Origin of the sequence: Hoylesella pleuritidis (assembly GCF_963541955.1) — a bacterium.
GTDB lineage: Bacteria > Bacteroidota > Bacteroidia > Bacteroidales > Bacteroidaceae > Prevotella > Prevotella pleuritidis.
Genome location: NZ_CAUTUT010000018.1, coordinates 39,061 through 57,060 on the forward strand (window position 1 = coordinate 39,061; position 18,000 = coordinate 57,060).

The 18,000-nt window shown below is 42.6% G+C and carries 15 protein-coding genes; 8 read left to right on the forward strand and 7 right to left on the reverse strand.

Annotated elements, in window-relative coordinates; translation table 11 throughout:
• Positions 1 to 140: 140 nt before the first annotated feature.
• Positions 141 to 686: a hepatitis A virus cellular receptor 1 gene (locus tag RWY97_RS08300; protein ID WP_315566596.1), complete on the forward strand. Its 546-nt coding sequence runs from the start codon at positions 141 to 143 to the stop codon at positions 684 to 686.
• Between the two features lie 28 nt (positions 687 to 714).
• Positions 715 to 1,287 carry a hypothetical protein gene (locus RWY97_RS08305; RefSeq protein ID WP_315566598.1) on the forward strand — a complete coding sequence of 191 codons (573 nt, stop codon included), beginning with the start codon at positions 715 to 717 and terminating at the stop codon, positions 1,285 to 1,287.
• Positions 1,288 to 1,414: 127 nt separating this feature from the next.
• Here RWY97_RS08305 and RWY97_RS08310 read toward each other — a convergent pair whose 3' ends face one another.
• From RWY97_RS08310 to RWY97_RS08330, 5 genes are all read right to left on the reverse strand, one after another.
• A complete protein-coding gene (locus RWY97_RS08310) occupies positions 1,415 to 2,314 on the reverse strand; it encodes a DNA/RNA non-specific endonuclease (RefSeq protein WP_024991865.1) in 900 nt (299 codons plus the stop codon).
• An 89-nt stretch (positions 2,315 to 2,403) separates the two neighbouring features.
• Positions 2,404 to 2,655: a type B 50S ribosomal protein L31 gene (locus RWY97_RS08315; RefSeq protein ID WP_021584477.1), complete on the reverse strand. Its 252-nt coding sequence runs from the start codon at positions 2,653 to 2,655 to the stop codon at positions 2,404 to 2,406.
• A 90-nt stretch (positions 2,656 to 2,745) separates the two neighbouring features.
• Positions 2,746 to 4,074 carry a hypothetical protein gene (locus tag RWY97_RS08320; RefSeq protein ID WP_315566601.1) on the reverse strand — a complete coding sequence of 443 codons (1,329 nt, stop codon included), beginning with the start codon at positions 4,072 to 4,074 and terminating at the stop codon, positions 2,746 to 2,748.
• A 37-nt stretch (positions 4,075 to 4,111) separates the two neighbouring features.
• The gene (locus tag RWY97_RS08325; protein WP_315566603.1) at positions 4,112 to 5,479 is read right to left on the reverse strand and encodes a DUF5689 domain-containing protein; all 1,368 of its coding nucleotides are present in this window, start codon (positions 5,477 to 5,479) and stop codon (positions 4,112 to 4,114) included.
• Between the two features lie 14 nt (positions 5,480 to 5,493).
• Entirely contained in the window at positions 5,494 to 8,058 is a 2,565-nt protein-coding gene (locus RWY97_RS08330) for a TonB-dependent receptor (protein WP_315566605.1), read from the reverse strand.
• Between the two features lie 177 nt (positions 8,059 to 8,235).
• Here RWY97_RS08330 and RWY97_RS08335 point away from each other — a divergent pair, with 177 nt between their 5' ends.
• The 4 genes from RWY97_RS08335 (at position 8,236) to RWY97_RS08350 (ending at position 11,151) form a co-directional block, all read left to right on the forward strand.
• Complete coding sequence (locus RWY97_RS08335; RefSeq protein WP_315566606.1) at positions 8,236 to 9,282, forward strand: endonuclease/exonuclease/phosphatase family protein; 1,047 nt, start codon at positions 8,236 to 8,238, stop codon at positions 9,280 to 9,282.
• A complete protein-coding gene (locus RWY97_RS08340; RefSeq protein WP_315566608.1) occupies positions 9,282 to 9,863 on the forward strand; it encodes a uracil-DNA glycosylase family protein in 582 nt (193 codons plus the stop codon). Before RWY97_RS08335 ends, RWY97_RS08340 begins: the two co-directional genes overlap by 1 nt.
• Positions 9,864 to 9,997: 134 nt before the next feature.
• Positions 9,998 to 10,609 carry a uridine kinase gene (udk, locus tag RWY97_RS08345; RefSeq protein ID WP_021584438.1) on the forward strand — a complete coding sequence of 204 codons (612 nt, stop codon included), beginning with the start codon at positions 9,998 to 10,000 and terminating at the stop codon, positions 10,607 to 10,609.
• Positions 10,610 to 10,725: 116 nt separating this feature from the next.
• Entirely contained in the window at positions 10,726 to 11,151 is a 426-nt protein-coding gene (locus tag RWY97_RS08350) for a hypothetical protein (protein WP_273177692.1), read from the forward strand.
• A 746-nt stretch (positions 11,152 to 11,897) separates the two neighbouring features.
• On the opposite strand, the gene RWY97_RS08355 is transcribed toward RWY97_RS08350, so the two are convergent.
• Both RWY97_RS08355 and RWY97_RS08360 read right to left on the reverse strand, forming a co-directional pair.
• Complete coding sequence (locus RWY97_RS08355) at positions 11,898 to 14,663, reverse strand: fimbrillin family protein (RefSeq protein ID WP_315566612.1); 2,766 nt, start codon at positions 14,661 to 14,663, stop codon at positions 11,898 to 11,900.
• 123 nt (positions 14,664 to 14,786) lie between these two features.
• Positions 14,787 to 14,963 (reverse strand): hypothetical protein, encoded by a 177-nt coding sequence (locus RWY97_RS08360; RefSeq protein ID WP_155944369.1) that lies wholly within the window; start codon positions 14,961 to 14,963, stop codon positions 14,787 to 14,789.
• Between the two features lie 358 nt (positions 14,964 to 15,321).
• Between RWY97_RS08360 and RWY97_RS08365 the strand changes: the two genes are divergently transcribed.
• Entirely contained in the window at positions 15,322 to 16,221 is a 900-nt protein-coding gene (locus tag RWY97_RS08365; RefSeq protein WP_315566614.1) for a DUF6562 domain-containing protein, read from the forward strand.
• Positions 16,222 to 16,383: 162 nt separating this feature from the next.
• Positions 16,384 to 17,643 carry an Nramp family divalent metal transporter gene (locus tag RWY97_RS08370; protein WP_315566616.1) on the forward strand — a complete coding sequence of 420 codons (1,260 nt, stop codon included), beginning with the start codon at positions 16,384 to 16,386 and terminating at the stop codon, positions 17,641 to 17,643.
• Positions 17,644 to 18,000 lie beyond the last annotated feature (357 nt).

Here is an 18,000-nt window from a genome sequence, read left to right on the forward strand (position 1 = left end):
ATGATATTTAGGGAAATCCCTCGTAGGGGTAGGAGTTGTCCTATGCAGAAATAGATGAAATGATTTGCCTCGGCTTTATGTTTTTTCTATATTTGCAGCAGAAATAAACGACAGAATAAATAATTTTAAATAGTAAGACAATGAAAAAGATTTCGACTTTGATTACGGCGATGCTGGCGGTGTTGTTGTCATTTACCTTTACCTCGTGTGATGAAGATTCGGGTATAGCTTATACCTTGGAAGGTACGTGGAAAGGCAATATGTATGTTTCATCGACCTATAATGGCCGGACTTATGACACTACTTATTCGGAGATTTGTTTCTTACGCGATCCTTATACTTACTCTTCGGGAACGGGTTATTGGATTGATCATTATCGTAATACGGGTTGGGGAAGGAACTATGTGGCTAATCATATTGAATGGACGGTGGATAACGGTACTATCACTGTTTATTTCGTGGAAGAGAGAACCACTGTTCAGATTCGGGATTATGGACTGAATGGAAAGTACTTTAAAGGCACGATCTATTATGGAAAACAAATCGTGGATTTCCGTCTGACACACGTTTCGTCGCCTAATTGGAGTGACTATGATTATGGTCGGAACCATTTCCCTTACGGTCGGGCCGTTGTAGACAGTACGACAACGAATGAACAGCCTGTCAGATTCTTTCGGGAGAAATAAGAAGTAATAGTATTGCGATATGAGAAAAATGATGACATTGATGGCTGTTGTGGCAATAACCGCACTGCCATTAGCTCTGATCGGATGTGAAGAGGAACATTATTATCGGAGGGATAACCATTATTATCCCAATGGGAACAGGCAACAAAGGCAGAGCAATGATGATGATTTCTGGGTGGCAATGGCCCAGACAATGGCTGGAAAGTGGAGAGGCACGATGCGAGCTTATGAAATTGATAAGAGCGGAAAAGCCATAGACAGTATTGATTTCAGTACGGATATCGAGTTTATACAGAGCAATAGTCGTGCAATCAACGGCACAGGAACACAGTATGACTTTAAGAAAGGAAACTCATCGGATAATGCCGACTATGTGAGAGCATTCTCTTGGGAGATTGACCGACAATCGGGAGACGTCTATCTCACGTATAAAGAACAGAAAGGAGATTATAAAATGCGGATTCCTTACAAAGAGTTGAATCTTAATGATCGTGTTTTCACGGGCTATCTCTATGCAGCAGACGGCGGTGAAATAGATGATTTCTATTTCAAACGTTATTCAGCGAATGTCAAACAGATGAAAATCGTATTTGAAGAATGATGCCGGCGATTCGGTTGATTTGTATAAAATAAGACAAGCCTGATAGGAATATCCTATTAGGCTTGCTTGATTTTATTTTGCTTCTAAGTCTTTGGGCTCGTTTCTTTCCAAATTTTTCCGACTAAGTTTATTTCAATCCCCACGCTCTTTTAATGTTATCGGTATGTTGACTCTCTACGTGTTCCTCTATATTATCGGGTAGATTGCAGAAGAAGTCGATTCCCGTAAGCTCCTCTAATTGGTCGATATTCGTGATGTAATCGCCGAGACGACGCTTCTTTTTATATTTCTTGTGCTCGAACCAAAAGCCCAGCGCCTTGTAACCGGTTGCATTTTTGCAGAGGATTGCTACGAAGAAGAATTTTGGAACGGGGATTCTTACAGAGCCTCTGCTGAGATATTGTAGAATATTTCCATTGTCGATAGTTCCTCCCTTGACCACATAAAGCGTGTCACGAAAGCTCGACATATTCCAACTACGCACTTGTTCTTCCATCTGTTCCCACGGATAATCCACTTGGTTGAACTCTTTGAACTGCGGTTGCATATTCGTGAGGAAGAAAGTTTGTCTGTTTGCCTCCTTTGAATATTGTCGATCAGCCGACGGACAAATGTGCCCGTGGTCGAATCCGGAACCGTAATAAGGATCGGGAATCAGTTGATAGTCATGCGGCAACAATTCATCGTTGGGATAACCGTTGCTAGTGTCATAGCGACCCACGTGTCCGCCGCTGTTGCTATCATACATCTGATAACACGACCAGCGCTGAGCCGACAACCGGGTATCCCACTCCGTAGAATAGTTTACGCCATATTGGTCGTTTGTTTTATGCACAAGGACGATGCTGTTTCCGTTTTTGAGTTTTGGAAATTCAAGTCGGACGATTTCTTCGGGGATGTCTGCCGTAGGTATATTGGCGTTGGCATTAGGGGTAGTAGGATGTTTGTTGTCGTTATCATCCTTGCTGCACGATATGAAACTTGAAACAGAGAAGACGAGACAAATAATGATTTTGATAACTCTCATAGCTATAATACAATAAAAAAGTGCGACCAACCGCATATGCAACTACGGCCGAACGCACTTTTATTTTCCTTAATGTATCTTACGATATTCTATTTCTTGATCTTACCGTAACGGTTCATAAAGCGATCGACACGACCAGCCGTATCAACAAGTTTACTCTTACCGGTATAGAACGGGTGTGAAGTGCTTGAGATTTCGACTTTAACCACGGGGTAAGTCTCGCCTTCAAATTCTACTGTCTCAGTTGTTTTGCAAGTAGACTTTGTAAGGAACATATCGCCGTTGGACATATCTTTGAATACGACGGGACGATAGTTTTCTGGGTGAATACCTTTTTTCATTTTTAATTTATTGTTTAATCTTGATTCTATTCAATATGGGTTGCAAAATTACTAAGAATTTCGCAGCCCGCCAAATATTTCTCGATGTTTTTAGTTTGCATATGTAATGGTGATCGTTTGCACGCGAAGTTGAATGCCACCGCCTGTTGCTTCGGTAAAGACATTGGTATAAATGGCTTTCACCCCATCAAATTTGACAGTTGCTTTGGCATTACCCACATAATTGGTGCCTTTAAACGAATCGCAGGTAAATACGATTTTGGCTATTGCTTTCTTGCCGTTGATCGTGATGGTGTTGTTTTTGTAGACACGTACTCCTTTGGTCTTAGAATGAAATAGAGGAGCATTCGTCTCGCCGTTAGCATCAAAGGTGATGGTCGTTCCATCTGTTAGAGTGAATGTTGTGACTGGTTTGTTATGGACAAAACTTTGTTTTGCCAAATCCACTTCAATCGTTTCAGTGCCTGCTGTGGCAGCCTTGTTGATCATGGTGACAGTTTTTTCCGATATGGTTACAACGTCGCTCGATGGGGTCGGAGGTGTAACACCGCCCGAAATTTTACCGTTCAAGGAGTAAAGATAGGTCTTATTGGTAACTGATTCGGGTGTATTGCCTTTGAAATTGACGAACGGCCCAAAGACCACTACATCGTCTCCCACCTTGAGATCCTTGTCGGATGTGAACTTCTGATTGCCCAATCCTTTCGAGCGGAAGATGTAAAGCTGATTCTTTTCAGTGCCGTCATCGGAAATATAATAGGTAGCATTGCCATATTGTAGGTCAATTTTATTAATCGATACAATCTTACCTTTTACGTACATATCGTCTGAATTGACATCGGCTTTTAGTGCTTTGATTGTCTTTAAAGCTGCTGCTACATTGTAAGGGTCGGCTTGCGTGCCACTGCCTTGGGGATCGCCTTCGTCCGAAGAGCCGCCGGCTGTCTTTCCGTTGAGCGAATAAATATAGTTGCCTTGTGCAAACTCGTGTGTACCATTGAAGTCGATGAGTTTGCCGCAGACGATCACTTCGTCGCCTGCTTTGATTTCGCCCTCTGTCTTGAACTTGACTTTACCGAGCGAGAAGCCGCGAAATACTTCCAATTGGTTGTTAACCGTACCGTCATCGGATATATAATAGGTGGCGTTGCCATATTTTTTGCCATCTATTTCTTTCACCGACACGATTTTGCCTTTTACATATACTTCTTTATCTAAGCCGATTCCAGCTTTGATAAAGTTGTGTGCTGCTGTCACATTAAATGGATCTGCCTGTGTGCCTGTACCTTTGGGATCGACTGGTTGAGGTTTCTCCTCATTCTTGGTCGGAGTGTTGTAAGGCGCCGGAACGTCTTCACAGCTGACGAAAGTCATTGCTATAAGAGCCAGCACAAGCATTGAATAAATGAGCTTTTTCATATTGATGTTCTTTTATTAATTGCAGATGATGATATAATTATTCGATGGTGAAGTCCTTGATTTCCCAAGTTCCCGCAGTGGTTGACGTTCCCTTGTAGACGAAAGCTACCTGAATCTTGTTGCCGGCATACTTCGTTATATCGATGCGTTGTGTGGCTCCGGGAGTTGAGAACGTTGTAAAGCCTTTCTCGGGTTTGGCCGGATAACCGATTTTCAAGGGCTCCCATTTGCCCTTTTCGGTCTTGATATAAACCATAGCTTCCTCTTCCAGCTTTCCGAAATAAGCATTGATGACTTGCTTGAAAGTCAGCGTTGCTTTCTTAATTTTGCTCAAATCGATAACAGGCGATATCAACCAACCTTTGGCGTCATTGTTTTTACCATTAGCATAAGCACTGGCTTTCATATAAGAAATGCCATTATAGGTGGTGTGTGCCCACACTTGCTTGAGGTCTCCACTTAATTTCAGACTGTCAATAGTGAATGCCCCCTGTCCCGTTGCAAATTTTTCGCTGAAATAAGCCAATACGGTCTTCTCGATGTCTGCTGGTGTTCGCATCGATATCTGCCACGTGTTGCGGTAGCGGGTGAAGATTCCGGTGAGATTGATGGTGTCTTTTGTCATTGGCGCATTGGCAAAATCTGCAAATGTGCTGGTACGAACCACCAGATTTCCGGTGCTGATATTCGTGCCTGAAATCAGATCCTTCAATTGCCGATTAACACTCCCGCCCTTATCTTTCTGGCTCTTGGGCGCGTAAACGGCCTTACCATCAGCACCTACAAAGACCACTTTCGCGATCGTCATCAGTTTTCCTGCATTGGATTCCAGGTATTTGGCATCGCTGATACGACTCATATCAAACTCTTCTGCCAGTGCCTGAGCCTTCGTGGCATCTGCTTCGCCGATGAGTTTGAAGTGTTCCTGCCACGTGAAGCGGTTCATTTTTCCCACGGATTGGGCACCAGTCGCGGTGTTGGTATATATACCTCCGAGTTGAGCTTGTTGTCCGTAACCGCCTACTACCAAGCCTTTAAGGCTGATAAGAATCTCTTGTCCTACGGGCAAATAGCCGTGAAGGCCAGTCGCACCAATGCCGACAAGTAAGGCGCCGGTCTTGTCTTGCACGGCGATTTGCTGATAAAGATTTCCCTGAATATCGTTACCCGTGACGATGACTTTCAGTTGTTGCTCTTCGGTTATCTCTTTATAACTATTACCGGAGATAACAGATTGGTAAGTGGCCTTCAATTGGGCGACCGTGATTACGTTTGATTCCGTCAGGCTGTTGTTACCCCACGGTGCCCCCTTTCGGTTGAAATCAGGCCCTGCGTAATCGCTTCCCATACAGGAAGTGAGCAGTGTGCCGACCATTACCATTATAATATATGTCAGTCTTTTCATATCTTTGAAATTATTTAGAATCTGTAAGCGACTTGGAACATACCGATTGTTCCGAAAGCATAATACTTTTTGGGGTTATGAAGGAATGAGTAAGTGCGCATCTTGTTGAGCGTACCGTCATCTTTAACGGTGTAATTGCTCCGGCTGTACTCATATCCGCCAGTTACGATTCGTTGGTTATTCAGAATGTTGTTGACAATGAGATTAAAGCTGAGTTGACCTGTATGGAGACGGATTGACTTGCCGATGCTGCCCGACATCATCCATCCGCCGTGCCCTTTCGCCTGCTCCGGCACGATGAAATTGCCTTCGTTGTCGATGCTGTGCATCGTGGTGAGGGTGCCTTGATAGCGGAAACTCGGCGTATAAGACAAGTAGATGCGATCATAATAGTTCATATTCAGATCCGCATACCAGCCGTTTTGGTGGAAACTTAGTCCGATACTGCTAGCCGTAAGCGGTGTTCCGGCTTCGCGCATACCTTTATTCATCACAATGTCTTCGGTTATTTGGGCCGAAGTTGAATTCAGATAAGCCACGCGCGAATTGTTGGTATTCTTTGCTTCACTCCAAGTGCCGATAGCTTTCAGATCAAGATATGAAGTAATTTTGAACTTCACCCCTAACTCTATACCGTAATACGCTTTCTTAATGCCTGTCATCGAGACATAAGTAAATGAATTCACGTCGTCGAAGAAAAAGTTTTGCCACTCCGTTACATGGTCTAACCGACTGTAATAGCCACTCAGATTGGCGTGCAGCCATGCATTTTGGTATTGATAACTGATATCGCTACTCAGTACGTGTTCGTTTTTCAGGTTGGAAACGAAATCGTTATTCATTTCGGGTGCCATAAAAGCGGTTGTTGCTTGGGGTGCGCGCCACTCGTAACCGAAGCCGAATTTGAATACGTGTCCGTATCCAGCGTCGAACGTTACGGCCCCCTTACCTCCGCCTTCACCGAACTTTGCGCGCCTACCTCTGCCGTAAGAGTTTTCCGGGAACAAGCCGTTGCGCATGTATCCATAACGCTGCATATCCGTAGCTCCGAGTTTTCCTGCCGCTATCAGATGCCATCTCCCGGTGGTAACGGCATAGTTGCTCCATACTAAACCTTTGTGAATGGTAAGTCGATAGTCATAACCGAACCTGTCTCCTTCGTATACCAACTTGCCCAAACGGTTAGGACCGGCTGTATTAAGGTCGTAATGGATTGCGTTGCTCAATGCAGGATAATTGCCCAAGGCATAGGTATTGATATTGTGGAAAGACTTTCCGCCTAAGAGATCTTCCATTGTTTGATAGTGGCGACCTTCGTTTTGTCCTAGTACAAGTCCCAAATTCCATACCTTATTTTTATCTATATGGGTGGTCAAAACAGATGAGAGTGTAATTGTTGCATTGTTATTGTGTTTAGCCTGAACGTAATAGAGCGCGTCGTTTCCATTCTTTCCGGCCTGCTCGTTAGCCCAATAGAGACGGTCCCAATTGATTTGTCGGTTAGCCTTTGCAGCAGTCCAGTAATCATAAGCAGCTTGCCAGTCGTTGAAAGCGGCAGCATTGGTGTTATGATTGGCTGCATTGCGCTCTCCCCAAACATCATAGAATGAACTCGGCATATTCTTCCAGTAATCGGGTTGAGGATTCTCTGCATTGCTGTAATTGAGCTTTGTGCTCTTATACACACTATATTTCCCGAAAAGAGAAGTGGTAAGTCGCATATCCTTATTAATATCCCAGTCCCACGTAAGGATAGCAGATGGTGCAAAATCGTTGATAACTCGCGAGTTGCGTTTATGTCCGTTGAGATAGCCCCAATAAGGATTGTAATAATAATCATTAGCCAACCAATAAGCCTCATCGGTAGAAGCGCCTTGTGACGTACGTTCGGTCGGATTACCCCAAGTACTGAATGATACAGAATGGCCGTTGTTCCATTGCTTCTGAACAGCGAAGAAATAAGAGAGTGCATTATAGAAAGTGCCCTCTACGTAACCCCGATTAGCCCAGCGATAAGTGACGTTAGCGGCAATAGCCCAGCCCTTGCTGTTGAAACCGGAAGCATAGGTATACATTCCGCGCAATGTGTAATTGCCGTTTGAACCGAGTAAAGATACACGGTGACCGGTTGCCATATTGCCGGCCCGAAAGTTGTAGTTGTTGCTTCCGGCCATACCGGCTACAGCAAAGTTGCTGTTTTCGAATGGCAATGCGAAATCTACATTGCGGGTCTGTTGATTGAGACCGCCGATCATTGAATAACGAAACTGACCTGACTCCATATCATTTACCGGCATTCCATTGATGTAAATATCATTGTACTTTTGATTGAAAGCACGGTAACGAAATCTCATCGGCGAGAACAGATATCCTACTTGTGATGCGTAGATGTTGGTATTGGAATTGAGAATCGTCACATTCTGAGACATATCATCATCCTCTCCCAACTGCGATTCAGAGAAAGTGAAGGCCGATTCGTCAATAGATTTGGCCGTCTGTTGCTGTGTTTTAGTACTCTGAGCAAATGTCAAAGGAGCATAACACAGGGCGATTACAGCTAATCTCAGCTTTTTCTGCATAGTTGAAAACGATTAATAGTTATTATTCTTATTGCTGCAAAGTAACAAAATAAGTTTTAAAAAAGAAAGGATTTTTTTAAGAAAAATCGACAATATTGCCTTTTTGTCGGATTATTTTGCGATATTTGCACGTTAGATTCACTACATTCGAGAAGTTATATGGAGATGAGATACATTATGAAGAAGCATCTTTTTGCGATCATGTTATCGCTGTTGATATCGGTTTCGGCTTTTGCCGAGAAGAAGTTTGCTGTTTATGCCGTAGGCTTCTATAATCAGGAGAATCTCTTCGACACGTGTCATGATGCAGGAAAAAATGACTATGATTTTCTGCCAAACGGTTCTTATAAATGGGACGGACTGAAATATTCCCATAAACTCCGTAATATGGCGCGGGCGCTTGCCGATATGGGAACCGACGTCTTGCCGCAAGTGGGATGTGCGATCATCGGATTGAGCGAAGTAGAGAACGACAAAGTGTTGGACGATCTCACAGCACAAGCTCCTTTACACGCGCGCGGATATAAATATGTACATATCGAAGGACCTGATAGACGGGGAATAGATTGTGCCTTGCTTTATAATCCTGTGCTTTTTAAAGTGACGAATTCACGTCTTGTCTCCTATATGCAGGAATTGGAGAAAGACAGCGCTTTCTATACGAGAGGGTTTCTCACAGTAAGCGGCCAACTTGCAGGCGAACCGTTGACTGTGATTGTTTGCCATTGGCCGAGCCGTTTCAGCGGGTCATTTTATCGCGAATCAGCTGCTCGGCAGGTTAAAGCGATTAAGGATTCTGTGTTGAAAGAGAATCCTGCCTGTAAGGTATTAGTAATGGGTGATATGAATGACGACCCCATTAATAAGAGTATGTACAACGAACTCAGCGCCAAAGGAAATATCGAGGAAGTGAAGGACGGTGATATGTTTAATCCTTGGTATAATCTCTTGGTTAAGGAGGGAAAAGGCACGTTGCAGTATCAAGGTTCGTGGAATCTCTTTGATCAGATTGTATTGACGCCTAATTTGCTCAATGAGAAAGGGCAGAAAGACTTCTCTACATTAAAGTTTTGGAAGAATCAAGTGTGCCGTTTCGATTATCTTTTGCAAACCGAGGGTGCGTATAAAGGTGCTCCCAAACGTACTACGTCAGGTGGCGTGTGGCTCGACGGATATAGCGACCACTTGCCGGTGGTAGTTTACCTCGTTAAAGAACAAAAGTAATGAAAGAGATAGAAACACACCCTTTCGAACCGTTTATGCCCGAGAACGCTCGGATGTTGATGTTGGGCACGTTTCCTCCGGCTCGGAAACGCTGGTGTATGGAGTTTTATTACCCCAATTTTCAGAATGATATGTGGCGCATATTCGGCCTTGTTTTCTTCGGAGATAAGAATCATTTTGTTGTGAAAGACCGTAAGACATTCGATGTTGACGATATTGTTGCTTTGTTGAAAGATAAGGGAATTGCCATCTTTGATACTGCCAGACGTGTCTGCCGTACTAAAAATACAGCCTCAGATAAAGACTTAGAAATTGTCGAACAGTCGGATTTAGATGCAATGTTGCGACAACTGAGACATTGTCAAGCCATTGTTACTACGGGGCAATTGGCCACTTCGGTTGCCGTCGATCATTTCGGTATTACTCCGCCCAAGGTCGGTCATTTCACAAACTTTACCTTCGAGGGGCGTTTGATGCGTCTTTACCGAATGCCGAGCAGTTCTCGCGCATATCCGATGCGTGTAGAAAGCAAGGCCGAAATATATAAAAGCTGTTTAGTTAATGAGTTCTTAAGTTTTTGAGTTTGTAAGTTTAATGAGTTCTCTGTTATTGCTTAGCAATTCGTTAACTAAAAAAACTTACAAACTCAAAAACTTAAGAACTCACCAACCGGTTAGCTCATCAACTTACAACCCCATCAACTAAAAACTCACATATGACTATTATTGGTATCGCTGGCGGAACGGGCTCAGGTAAAACCACCGTCGTCAAGAAGATTGTAGAAACGCTGCCGCCGCATTATGTGGCTGTGGTTCCTTTGGACTCTTATTACAACGACACAACGGGGATGACCGAAGAAGAGCGCCACGCCATCAATTTCGACCATCCCGATGCTTTCGATTGGAAGCTCCTGATCAAGCAAGTTAATGAACTGCGAGAGGGTAAAGCCATCGAGCAACCCACTTACTCGTATCTGCAATGTAACCGTTTGGCTGAAACCGTTCACGTCGAACCTAAGCCTGTGATCATCATTGAGGGGATAATGACCTTACTCAATAAAAAGTTGCGCGACGTGATGGACCTGAAAATCTTTGTCGATTGCGATCCCGACGAACGATTGATCCGCAATATTCAGCGTGACACCATTGACCGCGGACGTACCGTTTCGATGGTCGTTGAGCGCTATTTGCAAGTGCTTAAACCGATGCACGAACAGTTTATTGAACCTACGAAACGTTATGCCGACCTCATCATACCGCAAGGTGGCGAGAATGTCAAAGGCATCGGAATCCTCTGCAAATATATCGAAGGGCTTTTTCCTGTTTAGTAAATGTCCTAAATAATCGATAGAAATAATGATGATTTTATTTGTTTATTTATGAATATTTTATAACTTTGCAGCGTTTTAAGGTAAAAAAGAAATAACATTAAGATTGCAAGTTTATGAAAAAATTATTTCTCGCATCGTTGATGATGCTCTCGTTAAGTACCGTTTGTCTGGCCCAAGGCGACTCGAAAATGGAGTCTATGAAAGAGCAACAGAAAGTATTGAAGCTCAATACTAAATTAAATGGGCTACGAATGGACTATCAGAAAGCTATCCAAGAGACAGCTGAACTGCAACAAAAAGCTGCTGAGGCCAATGCCGAAGCTAATAGCTCGACCACTGCAGCTTCTTACTCTACTTCCGACGCATCGGCCACAGCCAAAGTTGCCAAAGAGCGCGCTAAAGTTTTGAAGAAAGTAAAGAAAGCTAATGATAAATTGGCAAAGAGCCAAAAGAAAGTCAAAACGTTGGAAAAGAAGATTCGGGATACAGAAGCCGAATTAGCTAAATTAGATGAGAAAATCCAGTTTGTAGATCAGTAATTTATTACAGGTCTTTGCAATAATATCGCTTAAAGAGAACAGTCTTTTCACTGTCATCCCATAGGAGTTATTCCGGATGGGAGGCATTGGAAAGACTGTTTTTATTTTGTTTAGATATATAATGTTCAATAAAGAAAGTCGGTATTCATAAATTAATAGACCTAATGTTTGGTGGCTGATAGCATACCTATCGAGAATGGTCTTTTGGCCGATCTGTCACTTTGATATCAGCTCTATCGATTAGTTATCTCCTCCGGGAATTTCTTGCAGTAAATAAAATCCGAACACTTCCATTTTCTATTGTTGTATAAACTGAGTATAAAATCGATTGAATAAAAGTAGTTGTTTATGAAAATGAACAGATAAAGCAAATAGATAATACCGTTTGAGGATTTAAAACGAGTTGAGATTTGAAAGAAAAACACTTATATTTCTGTCGATTTTTTATTGGTATATTTCTGTTATACTTTTGTTTTATTCTGTTTTGAGTATATTTGTGTCGAATAAGAACTATACGACTTGATGATGAGAACTATGGGACTTGTGGGGCAGAAGTTCCGTACTTCTTCTCATATTAGAAGGGCTTTTATGGATAGATTTTTGTAATATGAGTTTAGGATGGTCTACGATTTCTACTAAGCTTTATTTTGTCATAATAATAACTTTACAAACCTATATAAAGAACCAAAAAAGCATTACCATTTTAAATGGTAATGCTTTTATTTATAATTGTATCAAGTAATATATCAATTATCTGTTTCCGGACGAATAGAGAAGGCGTTGGCACGATGGAATGCACTGTGCACAGGGTTTACCTTGTTTTGGTCGAGATATAGTGATATTGCCTGATATAAGGATGACGGTATGGCTGTCCAGTAATAGCCGGCTACTTTGTTCTTATATAGTTTGTTATCATGACTACCTCGGTGTCCGGCTGCGGGGAAGTATGCCGGAGAGAATCGGGATATGCCGATGAAACTCCATCCATTGTTCCACTCACCATCTACCTTGATGCCTGCGGGTGCAGACTCTTCTTTCCCAGACGTCGTAAAGCCGGTAAATGCGGAGGACGACGGTACATGGAACCCGACAGGACTGGGGTCGTAAATGGTCTTGACGACAGGTGCTGCGCTGTAACCATGGTCTTCATTGGCAGCAGACCACAGGTTCTTGTAGTGGCAGTAGCTCCAATCCGGATTCGCGCTGATTCCCACATAGAATGTAGCTGGGTGTTGGAGGGCTGCACTCTGGAATACACCATTACCTCCCGTTGCTATCGACATAGACTGAGAAGACAGACTTTCCGTTCCCGGGAATGCTTCTTTGCGTCCCCATTGATAATGGGTGGAATAGCCTTCGCTTGCTGTGGTACCACCGGTCTGGCTGATAGTGATGATTGCTGTCTGTTTGGGCTGATTACCAACTTTCTGCATAACTTTTACCTTGATACTACGTTCTTTGTAAGAAGTTCCACGCCATTGCGTGTATTTCCAGCCCAAATCTTCGGTGGTAAATCCATGTTTCATATAATCATGGTCGCTGACTTCAATTGGTTTCAATACATCCGATTCTGTGAACCACAGATGCCAGCTCCACAGCACACGTTCTTCCCGAAGACCACTGGATGTGATGAGCTTGCCAAGTGCAGCTACTACTGCATTGCCGTGCTTGATGTCGTCTTTGGTGACTTCGAAAGCCAGATAACTCTTTTTCCCACTTCCGATGATACGAAGGTTCTTGACAAGACTCTCCCCGTCTGCCCAGATCAATTTCGCGCCTGTGGGCTTAAACTCGAACAGGTTAGTGCGCGCATGCTTCACGCCGCAGATGTATGGGCTGTTTATAGGGTTGCCCATATGGTTCTGGAAGCGGTACATAACATATTGATCATAAGGTTTGGAAGACGTATATCTATACGAACTCTCATTCGGCCGGCCCTTGACCATTGCGTTACCAAAGACAAGCGGCAGTTTATAATACCCTGGGGCAGAAATGACGTAGCAATTGGCTGTGGTCATCGCTGTTTTGGTTCCATCGGCGAGATGAGTGGACAGGTCGTATTCTTTACCAATATTGCCTTTCCGAGGTGCATTCCGCAAGTTATTGTTACGCTGCTCAAGCAGGTTGATGATAGCTCCAGTGTTGTTAACAGTGGCTTGTCCTTTTTCTTCGAACATACCGCCGGTTCCTTCTGTCTTACTCAAAGATGTAAGCCAAGCTTTATCTTCCTGTGTCATCGTGTAGTTGCCGTCATTATTGCCATCGTAGCCTACTACTTCCCAAGCCACAGGTTGTTGCGTGCCGTCGGGCGCCTGGCGATAACTCGTAATGCCATAGTTGCCTGTCACAGATGTTTTGTAGTCGATGGTGGCAGGAGAGGAAGCCGTGAGAACGTATTCCCAGTTGCTCTGCAACCTGCTCAGTTTATAGGTCTTGGTTACACCGGGTTCCCATTCGCCTGTCAGAGGGACCTTGACTTCCGTCCCGTCTGTAAAGTGAATGCGTACCTCTACATTTTTTCCTGTAAGCATCTGAGGAACCATCAGGAATGCATAGTCATCGTCATCCTTTCCGATAATGATCGTATTTGGATTCTCCTTGGTGCTCACGTTGATACCGTCGAGAACAAAATTCTTCTTATCACTCAGGTTGCTCCATTTGCCACCTGTTCCGTCGGCTTTATCGGAGAGCGTGTAACGGCCTTTGCTATAAGCATTTCTAATCTCTAATCTGTCGATCACTTTATTCCAAGAGAGATTCTGACCGACAGCAAAGCGGATGGCAGTAAGTACGGGGCGGAATGTAAGGTTGGCAGTAGGCCCTTCGTTAGGCAAATTATCCTGAACGATTCCCGAACAAGCGGTGGATAATCCAACCTGCTTAGTGATTTCATCCTCCACGGTAAAGTTTACATAAGGTACACCTTCATAGGTTGCCTCAGAAAGGCGTATTTTATCTGTCGCCTTATTTTCCGTATAGGGGAAAATACCATAGAAGATTCCGTATTTATGGTTCTGTGGCCATGATTTGGGAGTATAGAGTTTCCCGCTCTTATCGCTCTGGGCATTGTACAGATAATTGGGCGTCTTGGAGATACCTTGTTCTGTCATTCCGGTGTATGCTAAAACGCCAAAATCACTGTCAATTGCGGACTTTATTTTCCCTCGCGTAGCAGCACCATACATCACAGGGTTCACTCCCTCTACGGTAGTTTCTAATAGGCAGGTGTTAGCAAACTCTGCCGGACCGATAACCTTGTGCTCTTGGGGAATGAACTTCTTGAATGCAGGAGAAAAATAGCCTCCTCGCGTAAACGCATTCTGCATCTGCTCGAGAGCCGTCTGCTGGCCATCGATGACATTAAAACGTACAGAAGAGCCATTGCCATCTCTTTGGCTGTTATCCATCAACTCTCTGTCTGTGCAACTCCCTACCGCCAGTATCGCCATCAGCATGAGGCCGAATATCGTGGTAGTGCTTCTAAAAAAACGATTCTCTTTTATATTTTTCATACTTTTATTTTTATTCCGCAAGACTGATGGACTTGCGGAATTTAAATAATAAAACTACTTGAAATCGAAATATCCGTTTTTCAAGTAGAGTAATTGATCTCTTTGTCTCTTCTGGGAATGATTCTATCCCGGGATAATAAGGTCCTCCTCGTCTTCGCTACCTCCTCCCTCGCCTGGTACGATTTTCGGTTTTTTTCCTTTGCTACCTGCCATCAATGGCTGTTCATCCTGTAATGCAATAATTTCAATTTCCGGCGTAGCATAGATTTGCTCTAACCAGTTGTTTGATTTTTCTTTCATAAAACTTTTGTAATTAATAAATTAGAAATTATTCTCTTAATATTTATACACTATTATTAAATATAATACATACCTCGTAATAAAACTATGAGTTCGTTGTTACCTCAACAAGCTTAAACTTATTTTTTTGCAAAGGTATAAAGTTTCTTTCAAATAAGTGAGGTTTGTGTGATTTTTTAACTAAATACGGAGTGAATTAGGCAAATTAGAATAATTGGGTCTGTGTGTTGGCAGTCCTTTAATTGGTTAGTTTAATATATAATAGTCTTTCTCCTTATTAAAATTAAATAAAATGTTATTTTATTTTCTGTTTTCAATAATAATCGCTATATTTGCAGTCAATAAAAAACTAAGAACTATGATGAAAAGAAACATTTTGTGGGTATTTGTTGTTGTACTGGTGAGTGTGATACTGACGGCGTGTGAGAAAGCGAATTGGGATGATGGAGGTCAGAAACCGGTTCAGGGAGATGAAGTTCGTGTGGTGTTCAATGTCAAACGTTTTGAACAGATTCCATTTAATGATGGTATCGATGTAACAAAGGCGAATGTAAGTGTTGACAATATTTGTACGCATATCCATTTGGCCGTATTTAATAATGGTGGGAAAGTAAAGACAATCAGTCAGAAAGCCGGCGATGAACATTTCGGAACAATTACAGCCGATTTACCGAAAGGTACTTATAAAATCGTTCTTATTGCTCACAGTTGTAAAGGAACGGCAACTATAACTTCGCCAGAAAAGATTTCATTTCCTGATAATAAGTTGACTGATACCTTTTATTATTGTAGTAATGTTACCGTGGGGAATGATACAGAATACAATATAGAGCTTAAACGAGCTGTATCTATGTTTCGGCTGATTACCGAAGATGCGATTCCGGAGCGAGTTGCAGCAATACGATTTTATTATACCGGAGGTAGTAGTTCACTGAATGCTGTGACGGGATTCGGTTGTGTCAAATCGCGTCAAACGGAGATACGGACCATTGATGCAGCTTCAGTGAATAAGTCAGGAAAATTCGAGATTTACACTTTCCCTCACGAAGAAGCAGATAAATTGAAAATAACGGTCACGGCTTTGGATGCTGCCGGCAATACTATTAAAGAGCAAATATTCAGTAAAGTACCTGTTAAACGTAATGTGATTACACAATATACCGGTAGGTTTTTCGATGGTTCCGGAGCTTCCTCTTCTTCTTCTTCTTTTGTCCTGACTGCCAATGATGTGTGGGCTCAAAATGATTTTCGTTATTGAAAGTAGATAGCGCAGTCTATCTTAGGGATACTCAAATCTTAGTAATTTGTGGAATGAGTACGATATTGCATATACCTATAATTATTATTATTATTATTTAATAAACTAATAGTGTAGGAAAGATAAGGAGTATATCGCTTTTTATTGTAACTTTGCACTGCAATGAATATTTTACAGGAGTTGAGAAGGAAAGATCATCCGAGAATTTTGGGTGGACTTGATATCTTGAAATATATCGGACCGGGATTACTTGTTACCGTCGGATTTATTGATCCAGGAAATTGGGCCAGCAACTTTGCTGCTGGGTCAGAGTCCGGATATGCGTTGTTATGGGTGGTAACACTTTCGACGATTATGCTTATTGCCTTGCAGCATAATGTGGCGCATCTTGGTATCGTGACAGGATTGTGTTTGAGCGAAGCAGCCGAGAAGTACACACCACGTTGGGTGGGGCGCCCCATCATCATCAGTGCTGTCCTGGCGAGTATCTCTACGTCGATGGCAGAGATACTTGGGGCTGCCATTGCGCTGCAAATGCTGTTCGGAATCCCAATTGCGTGGGGGTCAATTCTTACCGTGGCAGCCGTACTCATTATGCTTTTCACCAATTCTTATAGGCGGATGGAACGTGCCATCATCGGGTTTGTATCAATGATTGGCTTGTCGTTTGTTTATGAACTTTTTCTTGTCGATATCAACTGGCCTGCAGCAGCTTATGGTTGGGTCATTCCAAGTGTGCCGCACGGTAGTTTGCTCATTATTATGAGTGTACTTGGAGCAGTCGTGATGCCCCATAATCTATTCCTTCATTCTGAAGTAATTCAGAGTAGGCAGATCAATATCCAAGGAAAAATGAATATAGAGAAGACGCTGAAATATGAGTTTATGGACACGCTTTTCTCAATGGCCGCAGGTTGGGCAATCAATAGTGCTATGATTTTGCTCGCTGCCTCTACGTTTTTCCAAAATGGTACACACGTGGAAGAACTTTCCCAAGCACAGGCTCTTCTTGCACCGTTATTGGGTAATAATGCCAGTAATATTTTTGCCATTGCTTTGCTCTTAGCGGGAATTTCGAGTACGATTACGAGTGGAATGGCAGCCGGAAGTATTTTTGCGGGGATGTTCGGTGAGGCGTATAATACCAAAGATACACACTCCATTGTGGGGATTTTGATCTCACTCGGTGCGGCATTGCTCATCATTTTTTTCATTGCTGATCCATTTGAAGGATTGATTTACTCACAGATGATTTTGAGTGTTCAACTTCCCTTTACCGTTTTTTTACAAGTGAGTCTTACGTCTTCTAAGCGTGTGATGGGAATTTACGCCAATCGTTCGTGGAATTCGGCTTTCTTATATTTTCTTGCTACGATTGTTACTGTATTGAACATTTGGTTATTGGTGGAGAGTCTGATGTAAAAAGTACTCAAATAAATTAATTTATCTTCAAGGTATGAGTTATCCGATGAGATTGTAGCTTGGTTCTGAGTAATAATTTATCAGTAGGATTTAGAGAACTGTCTTAGCCTGGAAAAAGTTAACTCAATAAAAAATAAGAGTCAATATTAAAAATCGTTCAGAAGAAGTACTAAAACGTGCTTTTAATTCACAGCAACAAGGCTCCGTTGTTCTTCAGAGCCGTTCGGAAGTTCTACGTCAAAACTCTCCCACCAATGAGAGTCTTAAATCAACTTATCTCTCCAAAGTCTTACGTATATATCTCGTGGAAAACCTTGGTTATCATACGATAGGTAAGTTAATTTCTGTTTCAGATTT

Excerpts from the sequence above, each read along its gene's own strand:
- RWY97_RS08340 (WP_315566608.1), top strand. The coding sequence starts at position 9,282 with ATGAAAGAGATAGAAACACACCCTTTCGAACCGTTTATGCCCGAGAAC.
- RWY97_RS08350 (WP_273177692.1), top strand. The coding sequence starts at position 10,726 with ATGAAAAAATTATTTCTCGCATCGTTGATGATGCTCTCGTTAAGTACC.
- RWY97_RS08300 (WP_315566596.1), top strand. The coding sequence starts at position 141 with ATGAAAAAGATTTCGACTTTGATTACGGCGATGCTGGCGGTGTTGTTG.
- RWY97_RS08335 (WP_315566606.1), top strand. The coding sequence starts at position 8,236 with ATGAAGAAGCATCTTTTTGCGATCATGTTATCGCTGTTGATATCGGTT.
- RWY97_RS08310 (WP_024991865.1), bottom strand. The coding sequence starts at position 2,314 with ATGAGAGTTATCAAAATCATTATTTGTCTCGTCTTCTCTGTTTCAAGT.
- RWY97_RS08320 (WP_315566601.1), bottom strand. The coding sequence starts at position 4,074 with ATGAAAAAGCTCATTTATTCAATGCTTGTGCTGGCTCTTATAGCAATG.
- RWY97_RS08305 (WP_315566598.1), top strand. The coding sequence starts at position 715 with ATGATGACATTGATGGCTGTTGTGGCAATAACCGCACTGCCATTAGCT.
- RWY97_RS08370 (WP_315566616.1), top strand. The coding sequence starts at position 16,384 with ATGAATATTTTACAGGAGTTGAGAAGGAAAGATCATCCGAGAATTTTG.
- RWY97_RS08330 (WP_315566605.1), bottom strand. The coding sequence starts at position 8,058 with ATGCAGAAAAAGCTGAGATTAGCTGTAATCGCCCTGTGTTATGCTCCT.
- udk (WP_021584438.1), top strand. The coding sequence starts at position 9,998 with ATGACTATTATTGGTATCGCTGGCGGAACGGGCTCAGGTAAAACCACC.
- RWY97_RS08360 (WP_155944369.1), bottom strand. The coding sequence starts at position 14,963 with ATGAAAGAAAAATCAAACAACTGGTTAGAGCAAATCTATGCTACGCCG.
- RWY97_RS08315 (WP_021584477.1), bottom strand. The coding sequence starts at position 2,655 with ATGAAAAAAGGTATTCACCCAGAAAACTATCGTCCCGTCGTATTCAAA.
- RWY97_RS08325 (WP_315566603.1), bottom strand. The coding sequence starts at position 5,479 with ATGAAAAGACTGACATATATTATAATGGTAATGGTCGGCACACTGCTC.
- RWY97_RS08365 (WP_315566614.1), top strand. The coding sequence starts at position 15,322 with ATGATGAAAAGAAACATTTTGTGGGTATTTGTTGTTGTACTGGTGAGT.
- RWY97_RS08355 (WP_315566612.1), bottom strand. The coding sequence starts at position 14,663 with ATGAAAAATATAAAAGAGAATCGTTTTTTTAGAAGCACTACCACGATA.